This is a genomic window from Ferrovibrio xuzhouensis (genome assembly GCF_042648965.1).
GTDB classification, from domain to species: domain Bacteria; phylum Pseudomonadota; class Alphaproteobacteria; order Ferrovibrionales; family Ferrovibrionaceae; genus Ferrovibrio; species Ferrovibrio xuzhouensis.
Genome location: NZ_JBHRYJ010000001.1, coordinates 64,737 through 82,927, shown reverse-complemented (window position 1 = coordinate 82,927; position 18,191 = coordinate 64,737). Strand labels below are relative to the sequence as shown.

Genomic DNA, 18,191 nt, shown 5'->3' with positions numbered 1-18,191 from the left:
CGTGTCCGCAGACCCCGTGCTGATCGTCACCCAGAACTACTGGCCGGAGGAGATCGGCTCGGCGCCCTATTGCGTCGATATCGCGGAATGGCTGGTGACGGCCGGCGGCGAGGTGCGGGTGCTGACCGGCCTGCCGCATTATCCGGACCCGGCGGCCTTTGCCGGCTTCAACGCGGCGCCGCCATATCATGAGACCCGCAACGGGGTTTCCGTCACCCGGCTGCGCAGCGGCAGCCGCACCAGCCGTAGCGTGCGCGGCCGCATCGCCGGCGAGCTGGGTTTCCTACTGTCGGGGCTGCGGGCGCTGCTGGCCCGGCATGCGCGGCGGGAAGAGCTGGTCGTGTCGCTGTGCCCGTCGATCCTGACGGTCCTGCTCGGCATTGCGGCGACGCGCCGGGGCGGCCGCCATGTTGCGCTGGTGCACGACATCCAGTCGGGCCTGGCCGGCGGCCTCGGCATGGTGCGCAGCGGCTTGCTGCTGCGTGTCATGCGGTTCTGTGAACGGCTTGTCCTCAATCGCACCGATCTTGTCGTCGTGTTGACTGCTGCCATGCGGGCGAAGTTGCGGGCCCTGGGTGTGCGTGTGCCGATCGAGGTGCTGCCGATCTGGGTCGATACCGAGGCCATCCGCCCGCTGCCGCCCTTCGCCGGCCCCGCGACGCTGCTGTACAGCGGCAATCTGGGACGCAAGCAGGGACTGGGGCAGGTGGTGGCACTGGCAGAGACGCTGCAGCAGAGCCGGCCGGATATCACGGTCCTGGTGCGCGGCGCCGGATCGGGGCGCGCCGGTCTGCTGGCGGAAGCGGAAGCGAAGGGCCTGTCCAATCTGCAGGTCGAACCGCTGCTGCCGAGAGAGCAACTGGCGGCCGGCCTTGGCCAGGGTACCGTCCATCTGGTGCCGCAGAATCCCGAAGGCGCCGATTTCGCCGTGCCCTCGAAGGTCTTCGGCATCATGGCGGCTGGCCGTACCTTCGTGGCCACGGCCCAGCCGGGCAGCACGCTGGACCTGATGCGCCGCGAATCCGGCGGGTTTCTCTGCGTGCCGCCGCATGACACGGCCGCGCTGGCGGCAGCCGCCGGCCGGCTGGTCGACGACCCGGAGCTGTGCCGCGCACTGGCGGCGAACGGTCGGCATTACGTCGAGCAGGTTCATGCAAAATCAAAACTGCTGGCGCGATTCGCCGGGTGGCTCGCCGACCTGTCCCGTGAAGGCGAGATCGCCGGCCGCAGCCGCAGCCTGCTGGTCTTCGAGCCGGACGAGGACGGCCACCCGCGCGAATGGATCCAGCATCTGCTCAATCACGCCCTCGAACAGACGACCGTGGACGACATCTGGCTGGTGCTGGCCCCGGGATTGGCAAAGACGGCTTTGCAGGATATTCCCGACCAGCTTGGCCGGCGGGTGCATGTCATCACGCTGCAACCGCGGGAGTACCGCCTGTGCACGCACCGACGCCTGGCGGTCAGCGGCTTTGCCCGCTGGTGGACCATGCGGCGCTATCTTGCGCGCGTGGCACCTGATATCGGCTATTTCCTGTCGCTGGATCACCTGTCGCTGCCGCTGGCGCTGGGCCTCGGCATGGGCGGCCACACGGTCGGCGGCATCCTGTTCCGGCCCTCCGTGCATTATGCGGAATTCCCCGACCATCAGCCGACCTGGCAGGAGCGGCTGCGCGACTGGCGCAAGTCGCTGCTCTATCCGCGGATGTTGCGGAATCGCGACTTGCGGACGGTGCTGACGCTCGACCCGTTCTTTCCCGATTATGCGGCGCAGGCCTATGCCGGCGGAGAAAAAGTCGTCGCGCTGCCGGATCCGGCCTATGCGGCTTCGGTGGCTTCCGACGCGGCGACGCTGCCGGAGTCCTCGCCGGAACGGGTTACCTTTCTCATTTTCGGCGTCCTGACCGCGCGCAAGGGAATCCTGCGGCTGCTTGATGCCCTGCTGCTGCTGCCGCCCGATATCGCGGCGCGGACGGCGGTTATCATCGCCGGCAAGGTGGCCACCGAGATTGCCGAAGACGTTTCCCGCCGCATCGCCGAGATCGGCCGTGCGCGACCGGACCTGTGGCTCCACACAAAGAACCGGCATCTGTCCAGCGGAGAGATCGATGCTCTCGTCGATCGCTGCGATGTCGTGCTGGCGCCCTACCAGAGGTTCGTCGGGTCCAGCGGCGTCCTGCTGTGGGCGGCCAGCCGGGGGCGGCCGCTGCTGGCGCAGGATTATGGACTGGTGGGCAGGCTGACAGCCGATCACGGCCTCGGCCTGACAGTCGACACCACGGATGCGACGCGCCTCGCGGCGGCAATTACCCGCATGGTGCAGGAAGGTCCGGCGCGTTTCGCCGATGCCGCGCGCATGGCAGATTTCGTCGCTGCGCATACGCCAGCCGCATTTGCCGACGGCATTTTTCGCAGTGCGGCCGCCGCCTGACAGCTGCCCCAGCTTGGTCACACGCCCCAGCTTGGTCACACGACTGAGCCGCATCGATATGGCACACCGGTAGGCGGATAGAGTTCCTTCGCGCGGGGCCAGCCGGCGATTCCGGTGGCCAGGCAAGGGGGAACACCGCCGCCACGGAGATGCACGATGACGATGGAATTGCTCCGCGTTCCGCAGTCCCGCAAGACTCCCGCCCCCAGGGCCCAGGGAATGGCGCGGCAGGTGGTGGGACGGGGTGAAATCCGGCATTTCCCGACATCCGCTGTGCGCGATGCCATCGCCCACGATATCACGGCTCGGGACATCGCTGCACGTGAGGCGGCACCGGCCGGCGATGCGGGCCGGGCACTGGCGCCATCGTCGCCACCCGTATCGATGCGGGTGGTGGGTGGCCTGCTGTGTTTCGGCGATGCCGCCATGGCATTGCTGACCGGCATCATCACGCTGCAGCTGGTCGGTCCTGATCTGCCGAAGCCTGCGGAGTATTACATTCTGGTGTCGCTGCTCGGTGCGCTGGCGTTTGTTAACACCCTGTATGTCGCCGGCGTATATCGGCCGGCCGTTCTGCGGCGGTCCTCGTTGCCGATCATGCAGGTGGCGTTGTCCTGGTGTCTGGCGACCGGGGTGACTGTTGTGGCCATGGCCGTCAGCGGCGTCTCGCTGGCGGCAAATACCACCTGGCTGCTGTTGTGGCTGACCATCGGCCTGTTCATGCCGCTGGTGAGCCGGGCGATCCTGGCCGCGCGCGTCGATGGCTGGCGGCACGCGGGCCGCCTGCAGCGACGGATCGCGGTATTCGGTACCGGACCGATCGGCCAGCACCTGCTGCGCAAGCTCAGCGTGCTGACCGAGCACGACGATTCCAGGGTCGTCGGCGTTTATGACGAACGCCTGTCGCGCCTGCCTGACCACTGCATGGGTCACCGCATCCAGGGCGATATCGATCATCTTCTCGACGAGGCACGGAAGGGGCGGATCGACGGGGTGATCGTTGCCCTGCCGCTGGCGGCAGACCGGCGCGTTACCGCCGTGGTGGATCGCCTGCGCAATGCGGCCATCGATATCGGCGTGTGCCTGGACCAATACGGCTTCCAGGCTTCCGGCCCGGACATCGCGGCGGGTGATGGCGACACGCTGGCCGGGGTTCCCGTCTTCTGGGTCGAACGGCGACCGCTGCGCGACTGGCGGGGCATCGCCAAGGAAGTCGAGGATCGCCTGTTTGCCGCTTTCGTTCTGGTCCTGATTGCGCCGGTGCTGGCCACGATCGCGCTGCTGATCAAGCTGGACAGCCCGGGACCGGTCTTGTTCAAGCAGAAGCGCCATGGCTACAACAACCGCCTGATCGAGGTGTTCAAGTTCCGCACCATGTATCACCATGCGCGGGACGAGAATGCCGAGCGGCAGACCAGCCGCGATGACCCGCGGGTTACCAGGATCGGCCGGATCCTGCGGCGGACCAGCCTCGACGAGCTGCCGCAATTCTTCAATGTCCTGCGCGGCGACATGTCGGTGGTCGGTCCGCGCCCGCATGCGCTTGCCGCCAAGGCTGGTGGATTATTGTATCAGGAGGCGGTGGAGAATTACGACCAACGCCACCGCATGAAGCCCGGCATAACCGGCTGGGCCCAGGTCTCCGGCTGGCGCGGCGAGACGGCTGCTGTCGAGCAGATCGAACAGCGCGTACGACATGACCTCTATTATATCGACAACTGGTCCATCATGATGGACGCCAAAATCATCCTGCGGACCATGACGAGCGGATTTACCGGTGAAAATGCTTACTGAACTGACCAATCGGAAAACGGATGAAGCCCCGGCACAGTATCTGTGGCTGACCTTGGCGGACCCCGAGCCGCGCCATAACGGGCAGTTCATCTATTCCGGCGGACTGATCGACGCCATGATCGAAACCGGTGCCCACATCGATATTCTGGGACTGGCGCGGTCGCGGGATATTCCGCCGACCCGCAACACGGCGGCGAATGCGAGCTGGTGGCTCAGCGACAATCTGCGGCGCTCGAGCTGGCGCAGCCTGCTGTCGGTGCTGCCGGGCATCGCGGACCGTGCCTGGACGCCGCAGCTGCGACGCCGGCTGCAGGAGCGTCTGGGCGCCAGAAAGTGGGATGCCATTGTCCTTGACGGTATTTCGGTCGGCTGGGCGCTGCCGCTGGTGCTGCGGCATTATCCCGACCGGACGTCGCGCCCGCGTCTGATCTATATTTCGCATAACCACGAACGCAGCCTGCGGGTACAGATCGCCGGCAACCATCCGAATTTTGTCAAACGCCAGGTCCTGCGGTTTGATGCCCTGAAGACCGGCTGGCTCGAAAGCCGGATGCTCGATGCCGTCGACATGGTCACGGCGATCACGCCCGAGGACCGGATGCTGTATCTGGCGGATCGGCCGGACCGCCGGGTGGAAGTGCTGACGCCAGGATACAGTGGCCAGAAAGCGGTGACGCGGCATATCACGCAGGCGCAGCCGCGCCGGGCTATTATTCTTGGCAGTTTCGACTGGATCGCCAAGCGGATCAATCTCGAGCAGTTTATTGCCGTTGCCGACCCGTTGTTCGCTGCCAACAACGCCGAGCTGCAGGTCGTCGGCAGCGCAGACGAGGATTTCCTGCGTTACATGCGCGGGCGGGTGTCTGCCACGCGCTTCACCGGCACGGTGGACGGTGTGCTCGATTTCATGCGCGAGGCGCGCGTGGCTCTGGTCGTCGAACGGTTCGGCGGCGGTTTCAAGTTGAAGGTATTGGACTATATCTTTAATCGCATGCCGATCCTGGCGCTCAGCGGATCGGTGGCCGGAGTGCCCCTGCAGCATCAGGATAGCATCCTCTACTACCCGGACTATGCTGCGCTGGCACGTGGCGCCCTGCAGGTCATCGACGATTTCGAGCAGCTCAACCGCCTGCACGATCGCGCCTACGATGCCTGCCGCGACAGTTTTCACTGGACCAGCCGGGGGACGCAGCTGGCGACGGCCATCGGGGCGCTATGACCCGCGCCGGGATGGCCCGCAGCGCAGCGGCGGCTCCAGGGTTGGCGGCCTTCGATTTCATCCTGCTGGCAGTCTTCTTCATCGGTATCTATCTGGAGGTGGCGATTCATATCAGTCCCTCCATACCGTTGCCCTCGGCGCCTTCGGGGCTTGCCGGCCTGGTGTTGCTGTGGCGCCGGCGCGACCAGATGCAGCCGATGCATCTGGCCGGACTGTTCGGCATCATCCTGCTCTATGTCGGTGCCGTATTGTCGGCACCGGACTATACCTATCTGCCCAAGCGATTCACCGGCCTCGTCCAGCTCGTCTATTCGCTGGTGATCGGTTACGCCATGCTGCTGACCGTCCTGCTGGCGACGCGGCGCCAGCTCGCCCGGTTCTTCCTCGGGTTTTCGCTCTTCATCGTGATCGGCTGCCTGCTTGAGACCTATGCGGGTCTCGACCGGCTGAGCGACCAGGTGCGGCTCGCAATCTACGATTCCGGCATCTATGACGCCGACCTGCGCGACCGACTGCTTTACGGCAAGGTGCGGCCCAAGCTGTTCACCTCGGAACCCTCGGCTGTCACCTTTTCCTATACGCTGTTTACCCTGTCGTGGTTCATCGTTTCGACCAGCCGCTGGAAGCTGCCGCTGTTTGCCGTGCTGCTGGCCTCCGGCCTGCTCGCCATGCCCGGCCCGACGCTGCTGCTGTCCCTGCCGGTGCTGGTGGCCTATTATCTGTTCGTCGATGCTGGCCGCGGCAGCGCGACACGGCGCATCGCCGTCATCATGCTGTCGGCCATCCTGCTGGTGGTGTTTGTCACCATCGGCCTGACGGTCTATTCCGAGCGCCTGAGCTTCATCCTGGCCGGCAATGACCCGAGCTTCTTCTACCGGGTGATCGGGCCTGCCCTGGTAGCGCGACATGTCATCGAGCAGTACCCCTGGGCCGGCGCCGGGCTGACGGGAGCAGATTTCATCGCCGATCTGGTACTCAATGTGTATGTGCAGTCGGCGAATTTCTCCGCCGGCTGGAAGATCACGCGCATCGCCGACGTGCTGACCAATTTTTTCTGGCTGCACTGGATCTATCTCGGTCTGGTCTGGGGCTCGGTCATCTTCGTGGCGCTGTCGGTCTGGCTGCGGCAGCTCGGCGCGCCCAGCCTCGCTTTCTGCTGGATCGCCTGGGCGGTATTCGGCCAGGCCTCGGGGGCCTACGTCGGTCCCAAAACCTGGGCCGTGCTGCTGCTATCGGCCGGCCTCACCATCCTGGCGCGGCGCCAGCCGGTCGCGCCGGCGGCGCCCGCACGCCGGGCCTACTGGCGGCCGTTGCCGGGGGTGCGCCATGCAGCCGCCTGACCGGCCCGGTCCGGGCCGGCGCAGCCTGCTGCTGGCCGGCGCCGGCGCGATGGCCGGCGGCTGGCTGGGTGCACCCCCGGCCGCCGCGAGTCCGCGCGAGGCGGGGCGGCCGGGGATGCGTTTGTCGGCCACCGATTTCGGTGCAGTGGGCGATGGCCGCGCCGACGACACACAGGCCCTGCAGAACGCCCTGACCGCGGCCTTCAGTGGCGCCGGCGCGCTGCTGACGATCCCGCCGGGGGATTACCGGGTCACCCGGGGCCTGCAGGTGACGCTGACCGGCGAGGTGACGCGCCAGCACGGCATCATCGCCCATGGCGCCCGGCTGGTATCGGAGATCCGGGGTAAAGTCAGTGTCCTGCGCATCGACAGTGCCGCCACCGCGCGCTTCATGCTGATCGAGGGACTCGATATTCTCGGCAACGGCAAGGACGGACACGGCATCGAGGTCCTTTGCGAGAGCAAGGAACACTACCTGTATAATTTCTGCCTGCGCGATGTCGTTGTGCAGAACTGCGGCGGCGATGGCTGTCATCTTGAAGGCAACGTCTTCGAGGGCCAGCTGATCAACTGCTACCTGCGGCACAATGGCGGCAACGGAGCCACCTTCGCTCACGGCCGCCGCGCCGGTATCCTGTCCGCCATGCATGTCATGGGCTGCGTGTTCGGCGAGAATGCGAAGAACGGCGTGGCCATGATCCAGGGCTGCTACGACGTCGGATTTCACGGCTGCTATTTCCTGCTCAGCGGGCGGTTCGGCCTGCAGGCGGAAAACGGCTGTACCCTGCTGACCCATTGCGGTTTCGAGAACAACCATGAGGCCGCCCGTGACTTCGCCGGCGGCGGCGCCGGCATCTCGCTGCAGGGTTTTGCCACGCTGGTCGGCTGCACCGCCTATTCGATGTTCAAGCAGCAGCGGCTGATCGACGCCTATGTCACCGGCCGCCTGGTGATGGTCGGCTGCGCCGGCAGTGGCGATGCCGGCGCCCGGCAGGCCGGCTTGGCGCGGCTGCGGGGTGACGGCAAGGCGACAGCCACAGTGGTCGGTTGCAGCGGCAGGATCAGTTATCAGGGCGGGTTCGAAGGCACCGAACTGGGCAATGACGGCGCCGGTGGGGGCTTGCGCTGCGGTGCCGGCTGGCAGAGCAAAAACCAGTTGCGCCTTGGCGACTACCACCTCTGGGTCGATCGCAGCGGCCGCCTGCGCATCAAGGATTCACCACCGCAACGCGACGACGACGGCGCCGCCGTCGGCGTGTGACGCGTCAGCCCGGGCCGGTGGCTCCGGCCACGGCGTGGCTGCGCATCAGCTGCCAGGCGGTGGTCAGGGCCCGCCGGCTGCGCGGTAGCGCCAGATAGACCGTCGCGGTGACGATCAGTCCGACGGCCATCGCCACCATCAGTCCGGCAAACGCCCCGAGCCCGGAGAAGGCTGTGGTCTGCCGCAGCCACCAGATCGCCACCGGCGTGGCCACGGCCGCAGCGGCGGCCGGCACAATGCCGGCAAAGAGGTCCGCCGTGCTGACCGGGCCTTTGCGTCCGGCCAGCCAGAAGGCGGCCGGCAGGCGCAGCAGCGGACCCGCCACCGCATAGGCGACGGCGACTCCGGTGGCGCCGAAAGGCAGGCCGGCGGCAATCGCGCCGACGACCAGCACGGCATCGGCCAGTCCGGCACGCAGCATCTCGCCGGAACGGTTCTGGGTCTGGTAGAGCAGGGCGGCTGCCAGCGTGACCGGCAGCACCGCGGCGGCGGCGGCGAAACAGGCCACATAGACGGCCGCCGCAGCCCAGTGCGGGCCGAACAGCAGAACCACGATCCAGTCGGCGGTGGCAATGGCGCCGGCGGCCACCGGCATCGTCACCATGGCGAATTTTTCGAACACCAGTAGGAAGCCGTTGCGATAGCGGATCGGCTGGTCCTGCAGGCGGCTCAGCGCCGGCATCGCTACGGCATACAGCGGCGCATTGAGGTTGTTGACCGGCACCAGCAGCAGCTTGGCCGCCCGCTCGTAAAGGCCGAGGGTCACGGGACCCCACAGCCAGCCGATCAGGATCTGGTCGACGCTACGGGCGGCGACGCTGATCAGGCCAAAGCCGGTCACCGAGGCACCGAAGCCCAGCATGTCGCGCAGGCCGGCCGTGGTGACGGCAAAGCCGGGCCGCCAGGCGCAGAGCAGCCAGCTGCCGATCAGCATGAGGGCGGCCGCCAGCAGCCGCTGCACCACCAGCGCCCAGTAGCCGGCGCCGTGCCAGGCGAGCGCGATGGCGATGGCGGCGGCGGTCAGTTCGGCGCTGGTCTCGAGCAGGGCGATGGTGCCGAACCGCATCTGCCGGCGCAGCAATGCCCAGTGCTGCACGGTGGCGCCGCTGGCAATGAAGCCGGCGGCCAGCCAGCGGGTGATGCCGGTCAGTTCCGGCTGGCCATAGAAAGCTGCCAGCAGCGGCGCGACCAGCATCAGGGCCGCGGCGATACCCAGGCTGATCGCGATGTTGATCCAGAACAGGGTGGAGACCTGTGCCTGGCTGATCTCCTCGCGCTGGATGGTGGCCGCCGACAGGCCGAATTCCTTCACCATGTCGAGGATGATGGCGATGGAGCCGGCCATGGCGACGAGGCCGAAGGTTTCCGGCGTCAGCAGGCGGGCAAGCAGGGCAGTCGCCGCGAACTGCGCGGCGAAGCGGACCAGCTGGCTGGCAAAGGCGATCGTGCCGCCGCGCAGGGAGCGGCGGCCGAGATCGCGCTGCAGGTGGCTGGTATCGAGGCCGTCGGCGGTGGCGGACACGGGCGACCTAGTGATGAGCCAGTGCTCCCTGGCGGGCGCTGTCATGGTTTTCCGCATACCAGGCATAGGTTTCCTTCAGGCCGTCGCGCAGGCTGATCCGGGCCTGCCAGCCGAGGCCGCGCAGCCGGCTGGTGTCGACCACCTTGCGCGGCGTGCCGTCGGGCCGACTGGTGTCGAAGGTGATGCGTCCGCGGTAGCCGACGATCTCGCCGGTCAGTTCGGCCAGATCGGCAATCGGGATTTCCTGTCCGGTGCCGAGATTGATCGGCGGCTCGTCGGAATACTGCTTCATGGCGAAGACGATGCCATCGGCTGCGTCATCGACATGCAGGAATTCCCGCTGGGCGCGGCCGCTGCCCCAGACGCTGACGGTCGGCGACCCGCTGACCTTGGCGGTGTGGAATTTGGCCAGCAGGGCCGGGATCACATGGCTGTTCTGCAGGTCGAAATTGTCGCCCGGTCCATAGAGATTGGTCGGCATGACCGACACGAAGTCGCAGCCATGTTGCCGGCGATAGGCCTGGCAGAGCATCAGGCCGGCGATCTTGGCGATGGCATACCACTGATTGGTCGATTCGAGTGGCCCGGTCAGCAGGGCGGTTTCGGGGATCGGTTGCGGCGCCATGCGCGGATAGATGCAGGACGAGCCGAGGAAGACCAGCTTCTCGACCCGGTGCCGCCGTGCCGCGTCGATGACATTCGCCTCGATCATCAGGTTGTCGTAGAGGAATTCACCCGGGCGAGTGTCGTTGGCATGGATGCCGCCGACTTTTGCCGCGGCGACGAAGACGGCATGGGGGTGGACCTCGCGCATCCACAGGTCGACCTGCGCCGGATCGCGCAGGTCGAGGCGCTGGCGCGGCGCCGTCATTACCTCGCAGTTCTCGCTTTGCAGGCGCCGCTGGATCGCGCTGCCGACCAGGCCACGGTGGCCGGCAACCCAGACGCGCTTGCCGGCCAGGGAATACTGGTTTCGTTCAGGCATTGCGGAACTCGTTTTGCTGCATGGACAGGCGGTCGGCTGCGACCATTTCGGCGACCAGTTCCTCGAAGGTGGTCTTGTGGCGCCAGCCGATGCGGTCGATCGCCTTGCCGGGGCTGCCCTGCAGGAAATCCACCTCGGTCGGCCGGTAGTAGGCCGGGTCGATGGCGACCAGTGTATCGCCGGTGCGCTGGCAGACGCCCTTCTCGTCAAGGCCCTTGCCCTTCCAGGCGATCGGCCGCTCGATATGGCGGAAGGCGAGTTCGACGAACTCCCGCACCGAATGCACCTCGCCGGTGGCGAGAACGTAATCGTCCGGCTGCTCCTGCTGCAGGATCATCCACATGCCCTCGACATAATCGCGGGCATGGCCCCAGTCGCGCTTCGAGTCGATGTTGCCCAGAAACAGGCATTTCTCCATGCCATGCTCGATGGCGGCGACGGCACGCGAGATCTTGCGGGTGACGAAGGTCTCGCCGCGGATCGGGCTTTCATGGTTGAACAGGATGCCGTTCGACGCATGCATGCCATAGGCTTCGCGGTAATTCACCGTGATCCAGTAGGCATACAGCTTGGCGACGGCGTAGGGACTGCGCGGATAGAAGGGCGTGGTCTCGCGCTGCGGGGTTTCCATGACCTTGCCGAACAGCTCGGAGGTCGAGGCCTGGTAAAAGCGGACGCGCTCCTGCATGCGCAGGATGCGGATCGCCTCCAGCAGGCGCAGGGTGCCGAGCGCGTCGGTGTTGGCGGTGTATTCCGGGGTCTCGAAGCTGACCTGGACATGGCTCTGCGCTGCCAGATTGTAGATCTCGGTTGGCTGCACCGTGTCGATCAGGCGGATCAGCGAGGTGGAATCGGTCATGTCGCCATAATGCAGGAAGAAGCGGACGTCGGATTCATGGCGATCCTGATAGAGATGGTCGACACGCCGGGTGTTGATCGAGGACGAGCGCCGCTTGATGCCATGCACCGTATAGCCGCGGTCCAGCAGCATCTCGGCAAGGTAGGCGCCATCCTGTCCGGTGGCCCCGGTAATCAGCGCGACTTTGTCGGTCATGGGGAGGTCCTTGTTTTCAGGGTGTTTTGGGTCTGATGTTCGGCGGTCAGGCGTGATGCGCGATGCGGTCGGCGACCGCGTCCCAGGAATATGACCGCAGGATATGGGCCTGGCCGCTGCGTCCCATGCCGGCGAGCCGCTTCGGGTCGGCCAGGGCATCGAGAATGACTGCGGCGAGCTGTTCCGGGTCGGCACGGTCGACCAGAAAACCATGCCGTCCGCCTTCGGTGATCTCCGGCAGCCCGTTGCGGTTCAGGCCGATCACCGGCGTGCGGGACACCATGGCTTCGAGATACACCTGTCCCCACGGGTCGTTCAGCATGGGCTGGACCAGCAGGCTCGACATGCGCATCAGGCGCTGCAGCTCGCGCCATGGCAGATGAGCGTAGAAACGGATCGACGGATCCTCCGGCACGAAAGGCCGGCTGCGCTTGTCACCGACAACCGTCAGCTGGATATCCGGGCGGCGGGCGCGGGCAATCCGCAGGGCGTCCAGCAGCAGCATCCCGCCCTTGGCGGCGAACAGGTGCTTGGCGACGAACAGCAGGTGCGGCCGGTCATAATCCTTGGCGCCGGCATAGGGTTCGATATCGCCCATCCCGGAGCCCACGGCAGTCACGCGATCCGGTGCCACGCCATAGTGACTGATGATGTGGTCCCGGACGTAGGCGCCGAAGGTGAAGATATGCTCGACCGAGTCGAGAGACTGTTTTTCCAGGTCCTCGAAGGCGGCGATGGCCGAACGGGAATAGTGGTGACGGTCCGGACGATGGGCCAGCGACAGGGCCCAGTCATGATCGCAATACAGATAGTGACGGATGCCACTGTCCGGCATGCGGGCGGGAAGGTCGAGGGTGCCCATGTGGAGCACATGGCGAATCCGCCGGCGGCGCAGCGTTTCCTCCAGCTGCTCGCCGGCCCGCCGGCGGGCGGCCTGCATGCGGCGCACGGCTTCGCTGCCGGGCGGCCGGCCGTAGCCCATCAGCATGTATTGCAGGGCCAGCAGGCGCAGTTCGCCGCGGCGGATGCCGGAGCAGACCCCTTCGACGGCGATGCCCATCTTCTGCAGGCAGCGCCCGACATTGGCCGGCGCCCCCGACCAGGTGCTGCGGTCCAGCGGATCGCCGAAAACGCTGCTGATGGCGACGCGGTCGAAGCGACGGGCATGGGACGACGGATCAGGCGAATACGGGCTGGCCTGGATGGCGCTGGCGGTCAAGGGGGCCTCGTAGGGTTACGGGATATCCTGCAGGCAGGAAAGCCGAATGCCCGCGCATGGGCCAGTGATCAACCTGTGTCCGCATTCCGCGGTTCCAGCGTGGTTCCGCAGCACAGATTGATCACACTTGGTATGCGGAGGGCTCTGTACTATGGCCGCCACTCAATGATGTATCCGTTGCCGGGTTGAGGCGCCGCCATCGACAGCCAGGAGCCAGGAATGCAGTTTCGCATCCGTCGCAGTTCACCGGAGCTGGTTTTCTTTGCGCCGGATGTCGCCGATCATGTGACGGCGACCCGGGCGGAGGCATTCAGGGACTACGGGTACAGCCTCACAACATTCGGCTTCCGTCGCGATCGCTACAGCAGAACTGGCGGCCTGGGTGGGGATTGCATCCTCTTGGGGCAGACCCAGGAGGGGCGATATGTTCACCGTATCCTTGCCCTGTTGAAGGCTCTGCCTAAACTGTTTCAGAACCGGCATGCGATCAGAGGCGCCCGCATCTTCTATGCTCGCAATATCGATCAGCTGTTTCTCGCGCTGCTGTCCTGCGTACTGGCGCGGCGGCGCCCCAGGGTCGTTTACGAGGTACTTGATGTCCAGCCTGCCTTCACGGGCAACGGCGTCTTGTCGCGGCTGTTGCGGTCCGCCGAGCGCTGGGCATTGCGGCGTGTCGATATGCTGGTCCTGTCGTCTCCCGGATTCCTGAAACACTATTACCGGCCGGTACAGCGATACAGCAGGCCGTGGTTTCTGCTGGAAAACAAACTGCCGCCTGCCTTTTCCGGGCTTGAGCGCCCTGCGGAAATCGCAGTGCCACAGCGGCGCCGGCGAAGCGGCGGCACGCGCTGGGTGGTTGCCTATTGCGGCGTGATCAGGGGACAGCAGACATTCGATCTCATTGTCCGGCTGGCCGAGCGCCTGCAAGGCATTGTCGAGTTTCGCTTCCACGGGCTGGTAACAACAGTCGATCTTCCCGGCTTTCACGAGGCAAGCCGTCGCCTGCCGAACCTGGTCTACGCGGGTCCCTATCTGGCGGCCCGCGACCTGCCCGCCATCTATCGCTCGGTGGACTTCGCCTGGGGTCTCGACCTGGAGAACAGCGAGCACAACTCGCGCTGGCTGCTGCCCTGCCGGCTCTACGAGGCCGGCTTTTTCGGTGTGCCCTGCCTGACGGCGGCCGGCTTCGAGGTCGGCGAGCGCGTCGAGGACAGCAGGATCGGCTGGAGTTTCGAGTTGCCCTACGAACGCTCGCTTTACGACTTTTTCCTCAATCTCGACGATGCCGAATACGAGGAGAAACGCCGCCGGCTTCTCGACATGCCGGAAAGCAGCTTTGTCGGTGGCGAGGATGCCATGGAACTCTGCCGCCTGATCGACGGCCGCAAGGCCTAGCCGGCGCCGGTATGCCCTGCGCCGGCGGCAGAGGCATGCCGGTTGACCATGACGCAATCGAACTCGATCAGGCGCATCGCCGGGTCCCGGCTGATCGGATAGAGGCCCGAGATATCGAAATTGCGCTCGTTGAGATAGCGGATGGTCTGCATGTAGTCCGGCATGTCGCGATAGATGCCGATGATCGATGCCTCGGTTTGCAGGGCGCGAATGGCCGGCAGTGATGCGGCGGCGCCGGCCAGCACTTCGAGATCGAAGCCCTGGGTGTCGACCTTCAGATAGATATTGCGGAAACCATGGCGGGCCTGCAGGTCAGGCAGAATATCGTCCAGCCGGTGGATTTCCACCAGTTCGCTGTGGCTCGTCTCGTTCAGGCCTTCGAATTCCGGAACCGCCGTATTGTCCGGCATACGGAACGAACTGAACTGGTCGGATTTCATCACATTGATGGTTGCCTGGCTGCGGCTGCTGCCGAGCGCATGACCGAGGATTGTCCATTTCGGGTCGGCCGCTTGGCGCTGCCGCAGGATTTCGATATTCTGCCGCACCGGCTCGAAGGAGATGATGCGGCCGGCATAAGGCACCTGCTCGCGCAGGAAATCGTGGTACTGGCCGGTATTGGCGCCGACATCGAGCACGCAGTCGATGTCGAGGTGGCGGAACAGCTGGCCGAGGTGGATGGCGAAATCGCGGTCCTTGATGTCACGCAGCGGCATGATGTCATAGCCGAGCGAGCGGCTTGTGCTGCGGATCCATCGTTTCAGGGGCTGTAGCATCATGGCATGTCGGTCATTCTGTTTTGGGCGGGGCAGCGATGCTGCTGGACACAGCATGGGTGGCATTGCTGCGGAACGGGAGTGATCCTTCTGTGGCCAGGGTTGCGGCGGGGGCGGTCGCGCCGGCCAGATGGACTCCGTCGGCGGCGAGCTGCCGGATATCCCGGAACATCACGGCCAGTTCGAAACTGGCCAGGAAGGCCAGGCAGTAAAAGGACGTCGGGTGCATATGCTCCCAGCGCAGCAGGGGTGCGGTCAGCCTGTCCGGAGAGACCAGAAGATGGGCCGCAACCACGATGCCGGTGCCGAGGATGAGGCCGGCGGCGATGTCGGTCGGATAGTGATAGCCCAGATAGACGCGCGGCAGGCAGACGGCGACCAGGGCCCAGATCGCGCAGAGCAGGCCGCCGCGCCAGCTCTGGATCCAGACGGCGACCGCCAGGCCCGAGAACAGCACGGCATGGTCGCTCGGGAACGAACTCCAGCCATCCAGCATGCCGGAGCCGACGCCATCGGGCAGCATGAAGTGCAGGGCGGCATTGTGCATGGGCCGGTCGCGGAACGGCAGTTCAACCTGCAGGACGCGGCTGACGATCACTGCCATGGCGGTGGCGGTCAGGGCGATGATGATCTGTCCACGGCGGGTTTCCGTGGCGTCATCGCGGCGGAACCAGTGCCACCACAGGAACGCCATGAACAGGCCGCCCTTCAGCAGCCCGGAATCGGACAACGTATATATAAGGTGATCGAGGGCCGGGTTGAGCCCGGCATACTGGTTCAGCAGCCGGATCAGATGGACGTCCATAGTATTCAGGGTCTGTTGCATGGCCGTGTTTTCCGTTGTCAGGCCGGCGCTCCCGTCGCCGTTATTCGCAGTCTTCGCCTCTTCGCAAGGCTTGTTGGTGACCAAGCGTGCAGGCTATGTGTCAATTTGGTGGCGATGACCGGCAACAGGCTGGCCTGCTTCTTGCTTGGGCAATGGTAATGATGATGTTCCACCCGCCTCGCCATCGCCATGGCTGAAACCCGCCTGAAAGTCGCGGTTATCGACGAGAATCACGTCCGCGCCGCGATTCTCGAAGACGGCCTGCGCATGGCCGGTTACAGCGAGGTGACGGTGATCTCGGAAATGACCAGCCTGCTGCGCCGGCTGGTCGATCTGGAACCGGACGTCGTCATCATCGATCTCGAAAACCCCAGCCGCGACGTCCTCGAGCAGATGTTCCAGGTCTCCCGCGTGGTCGCCCGCCCGGTGGCGATGTTCGTCGACCAGTCCGATACGGCGATGACCGAGGCCGCCATCGACGCCGGCGTTTCCGCCTATATCGTCGATGGCCTGAAGAAGGAGCGCGTCAAGTCGATCGTCGACATGGCGATCCGGCGTTTCAACGTGTTCTCCCGCCTGCAGGGGGAATTAGCCAGCGCCAGATCGGAGCTGGCCGACCGCAAGACCATCGAGCGGGCCAAGGGCATCCTGATGTCGACCCGGAACATGACGGAAGGCGAGGCCTACGCCCTGCTGCGCAAGACCGCGATGAACCAGAACCGGCGGCTGGCCGATATCGCGCAGAGCGTGGTGACCGCGGCCGGCCTGCTGGGGCCGTCGGGCGACCGGGGAGCGGAGTGAGGACATGCTGATGAGCAACATCCGGCAACAGGGCGGCGAAGGTGGCGGCAAGGACGTGGCGGTGATCCGTGCGGGTTTCATTCCGCTACTCGACTGCGCCATTCTGGTGGCGGCGGAAGAACTGGGCTTTGCCGCGCAGGAAGGCATCCGCCTCGAACTGATCCGCGAGACATCCTGGGCCAATATCCGCGACCGCCTGGCGATCCGCCATTTCGATGTTGCCCATATGCTGGCGCCGCTGCCGATTGCCGCTTCGCTCGGCATCGGCCATCTGACCGTGCCGATGATTGTCCCGATGGCGCTGAATCTCGGCGGCAATGCCATCACCGTCTCCAACGCGCTGTGGCAGGCGATGCAGGATGCCGGTGCCGCCGCGCAGGGCGATCCGGCAGTGAATGGTCCGGCGCTCGCCCGTGTGGTGGCGGCCCGCCGGCAGGCCGGCGGCGACCCGCTGACCTTCGGCATGGTCTTCCCGTTTTCCTGCCACAACTACGAACTGCGCTACTGGCTCGCTGCCTGCGGCGTCCATCCCGACCGCGATGTCCGGCTGGTGGTGATACCGCCGCCGTTCATGGTCGATGCCCTGGCCGCCGGCCAGATCGACGGCTTCTGCGTCGGCGACCCGTGGAACTCGCTGGCGGTGGCGGCCGGCGTCGGTGCCATTGCCACCACCAAGGCGGGGATCTGGCACAACAGCCCGGAGAAGGTGCTGGGCATGCGCGCCGACTGGGCCGAACAGCACCCCGAACGCGTGAATGCGCTGCTGCGCGCGCTGCACCGGGCGTCGCTGTGGTGCGACGACCCGGCCCATCACGGCGACCTCGCCACCATGCTGGCCGATGCGCGGTATCTCGACCGGCCGCGCGAGGTGCTGCTGCGCGGCCTGACGGGGCGGCTCGCACTGGTGCCGGGTCAGGAAACCGCCATTCCCGATTTCCTGGTCTATGCCGCCAAGGCCGCGACCTTTCCCTGGGTCAGCCATGCGCTCTGGCTGTACAGCCAGATGGTGCGCTGGGGCCAGACCGCGCATTCGGCTGTGGCTGTGCAGGTGGCGCAGCACACCTACCGGCCGGACCTTTATCGTGCCGCGCTGCGCGACCTCGATGTCGCCATGCCCAGCGCCAATGCCAAGGTCGAAGGCGCGCTTGCCGCCGCCCGGCCGGTCGCCTCGTCGACCGGCAAGCTGGTGCTGGGGCCGGACGGCTTTTTCGACGGCGCCTCCTTCGATCCGGCTCTGCTCGACGAATACATTGCCGGATTCCAGATGCGCGCCGATCTGCCAGCCGGCATCCTGCCGACCTGAGCCCGAATCGGGTGCGCTGCACAATTGGGCAGCATTCGGTCTCAAAACGGGCAGGACGGATGATCCGAAGCACCGAAAGGCCGCCGCATCTTCGGACATAAGATACTGATATCCGCCCGGTCCGGTCTGGCGCCAGAGACTGGCATGGGCCGTGCAAGGATACAGGCGAAGCCGGAGCTGGCTTCATACAGGTAATTCGCCCGCTGCCGGGCGCAGGCAACGCTGCCGATGAAGGAAACCGAAGACCTCAGGTCGACGGAATCCG

General features: G+C 65.8%; 14 protein-coding genes. 8 read left to right on the top strand and 6 right to left on the bottom strand.

Annotated elements, in window-relative coordinates; genetic code table 11:
- Position 1: 1 nt before the first annotated feature.
- From ACFOOQ_RS00375 to ACFOOQ_RS00355, 5 genes are all read left to right on the top strand, one after another.
- Positions 2–2,431 (top strand): glycosyltransferase, encoded by a 2,430-nt coding sequence (locus ACFOOQ_RS00375; protein ID WP_379720075.1) that lies wholly within the window; start codon positions 2–4, stop codon positions 2,429–2,431.
- 156 nt (positions 2,432–2,587) lie between these two features.
- Positions 2,588–4,225 (top strand): undecaprenyl-phosphate glucose phosphotransferase, encoded by a 1,638-nt coding sequence (locus ACFOOQ_RS00370; protein WP_379720072.1) that lies wholly within the window; start codon positions 2,588–2,590, stop codon positions 4,223–4,225.
- Positions 4,215–5,444, top strand: a complete 1,230-nt coding sequence (locus ACFOOQ_RS00365) for a glycosyltransferase (RefSeq protein ID WP_379725277.1) — start codon at positions 4,215–4,217, stop codon at positions 5,442–5,444. The genes ACFOOQ_RS00370 and ACFOOQ_RS00365 overlap by 11 nt, the downstream gene beginning before the upstream one ends.
- Positions 5,445–5,455: 11 nt before the next feature.
- Positions 5,456–6,784, top strand: a complete 1,329-nt coding sequence (locus ACFOOQ_RS00360) for a hypothetical protein (RefSeq protein WP_379720069.1) — start codon at positions 5,456–5,458, stop codon at positions 6,782–6,784.
- On the top strand, positions 6,771–8,045 hold the full coding sequence (locus ACFOOQ_RS00355; RefSeq protein WP_379720066.1) for a glycosyl hydrolase family 28-related protein: 1,275 nt from the start codon (positions 6,771–6,773) through the stop codon (positions 8,043–8,045). Before ACFOOQ_RS00360 ends, ACFOOQ_RS00355 begins: the two co-directional genes overlap by 14 nt.
- A gap of 4 nt (positions 8,046–8,049) precedes the next feature.
- On the opposite strand, the gene ACFOOQ_RS00350 is transcribed toward ACFOOQ_RS00355, so the two are convergent.
- From ACFOOQ_RS00350 to ACFOOQ_RS00335, 4 genes are read right to left on the bottom strand one after another with little or no spacing between them, the layout of a single operon-like run.
- Positions 8,050–9,567: a lipopolysaccharide biosynthesis protein gene (locus ACFOOQ_RS00350; RefSeq protein ID WP_379720063.1), complete on the bottom strand. Its 1,518-nt coding sequence runs from the start codon at positions 9,565–9,567 to the stop codon at positions 8,050–8,052.
- 7 nt (positions 9,568–9,574) lie between these two features.
- Complete coding sequence (gene fcl / locus ACFOOQ_RS00345; protein ID WP_379720060.1) at positions 9,575–10,552, bottom strand: GDP-L-fucose synthase; 978 nt, start codon at positions 10,550–10,552, stop codon at positions 9,575–9,577.
- Complete coding sequence (gmd, locus tag ACFOOQ_RS00340; RefSeq protein WP_379720057.1) at positions 10,545–11,606, bottom strand: GDP-mannose 4,6-dehydratase; 1,062 nt, start codon at positions 11,604–11,606, stop codon at positions 10,545–10,547. Before gmd ends, fcl begins: the two co-directional genes overlap by 8 nt.
- 46 nt (positions 11,607–11,652) lie before the next feature.
- Complete coding sequence (locus ACFOOQ_RS00335) at positions 11,653–12,825, bottom strand: glycosyltransferase family 4 protein (protein WP_379720054.1); 1,173 nt, start codon at positions 12,823–12,825, stop codon at positions 11,653–11,655.
- A 219-nt stretch (positions 12,826–13,044) separates the two neighbouring features.
- On the opposite strand from ACFOOQ_RS00335, the gene ACFOOQ_RS00330 reads away from it, so the two are divergent.
- Positions 13,045–14,220 carry a hypothetical protein gene (locus ACFOOQ_RS00330; RefSeq protein WP_379720051.1) on the top strand — a complete coding sequence of 392 codons (1,176 nt, stop codon included), beginning with the start codon at positions 13,045–13,047 and terminating at the stop codon, positions 14,218–14,220.
- Here ACFOOQ_RS00330 and ACFOOQ_RS00325 read toward each other — a convergent pair.
- Positions 14,217–14,999, bottom strand: a complete 783-nt coding sequence (locus tag ACFOOQ_RS00325; protein ID WP_379720048.1) for an FkbM family methyltransferase — start codon at positions 14,997–14,999, stop codon at positions 14,217–14,219. The genes ACFOOQ_RS00330 and ACFOOQ_RS00325 overlap by 4 nt on opposite strands.
- Before the next feature lie 10 nt (positions 15,000–15,009).
- A complete protein-coding gene (locus tag ACFOOQ_RS00320) occupies positions 15,010–15,822 on the bottom strand; it encodes a phosphatase PAP2 family protein (RefSeq protein WP_379720045.1) in 813 nt (270 codons plus the stop codon).
- A gap of 189 nt (positions 15,823–16,011) precedes the next feature.
- Here ACFOOQ_RS00320 and ACFOOQ_RS00315 point away from each other — a divergent pair, with 189 nt between their 5' ends.
- Positions 16,012–16,623 carry an ANTAR domain-containing response regulator gene (locus tag ACFOOQ_RS00315; protein WP_379720042.1) on the top strand — a complete coding sequence of 204 codons (612 nt, stop codon included), beginning with the start codon at positions 16,012–16,014 and terminating at the stop codon, positions 16,621–16,623.
- A 4-nt stretch (positions 16,624–16,627) separates the two neighbouring features.
- Positions 16,628–17,926, top strand: a complete 1,299-nt coding sequence (locus ACFOOQ_RS00310) for a CmpA/NrtA family ABC transporter substrate-binding protein (protein ID WP_379720039.1) — start codon at positions 16,628–16,630, stop codon at positions 17,924–17,926.
- Positions 17,927–18,191: the final 265 nt, after the last annotated feature.

Coding starts and splice junctions, on each gene's coding strand:
- ACFOOQ_RS00360 (WP_379720069.1), top strand. CDS start 5,456: ATGGCCCGCAGCGCAGCGGCGGCTCCAGGGTTGGCGGCCTTCGATTTC.
- ACFOOQ_RS00325 (WP_379720048.1), bottom strand. CDS start 14,999: ATGATGCTACAGCCCCTGAAACGATGGATCCGCAGCACAAGCCGCTCG.
- gmd (WP_379720057.1), bottom strand. CDS start 11,606: ATGACCGACAAAGTCGCGCTGATTACCGGGGCCACCGGACAGGATGGC.
- fcl (WP_379720060.1), bottom strand. CDS start 10,552: ATGCCTGAACGAAACCAGTATTCCCTGGCCGGCAAGCGCGTCTGGGTT.
- ACFOOQ_RS00310 (WP_379720039.1), top strand. CDS start 16,628: ATGCTGATGAGCAACATCCGGCAACAGGGCGGCGAAGGTGGCGGCAAG.
- ACFOOQ_RS00370 (WP_379720072.1), top strand. CDS start 2,588: ATGACGATGGAATTGCTCCGCGTTCCGCAGTCCCGCAAGACTCCCGCC.
- ACFOOQ_RS00330 (WP_379720051.1), top strand. CDS start 13,045: ATGCAGTTTCGCATCCGTCGCAGTTCACCGGAGCTGGTTTTCTTTGCG.
- ACFOOQ_RS00320 (WP_379720045.1), bottom strand. CDS start 15,822: ATGCAACAGACCCTGAATACTATGGACGTCCATCTGATCCGGCTGCTG.
- ACFOOQ_RS00355 (WP_379720066.1), top strand. CDS start 6,771: ATGCAGCCGCCTGACCGGCCCGGTCCGGGCCGGCGCAGCCTGCTGCTG.
- ACFOOQ_RS00365 (WP_379725277.1), top strand. CDS start 4,215: ATGCTTACTGAACTGACCAATCGGAAAACGGATGAAGCCCCGGCACAG.
- ACFOOQ_RS00315 (WP_379720042.1), top strand. CDS start 16,012: ATGGCTGAAACCCGCCTGAAAGTCGCGGTTATCGACGAGAATCACGTC.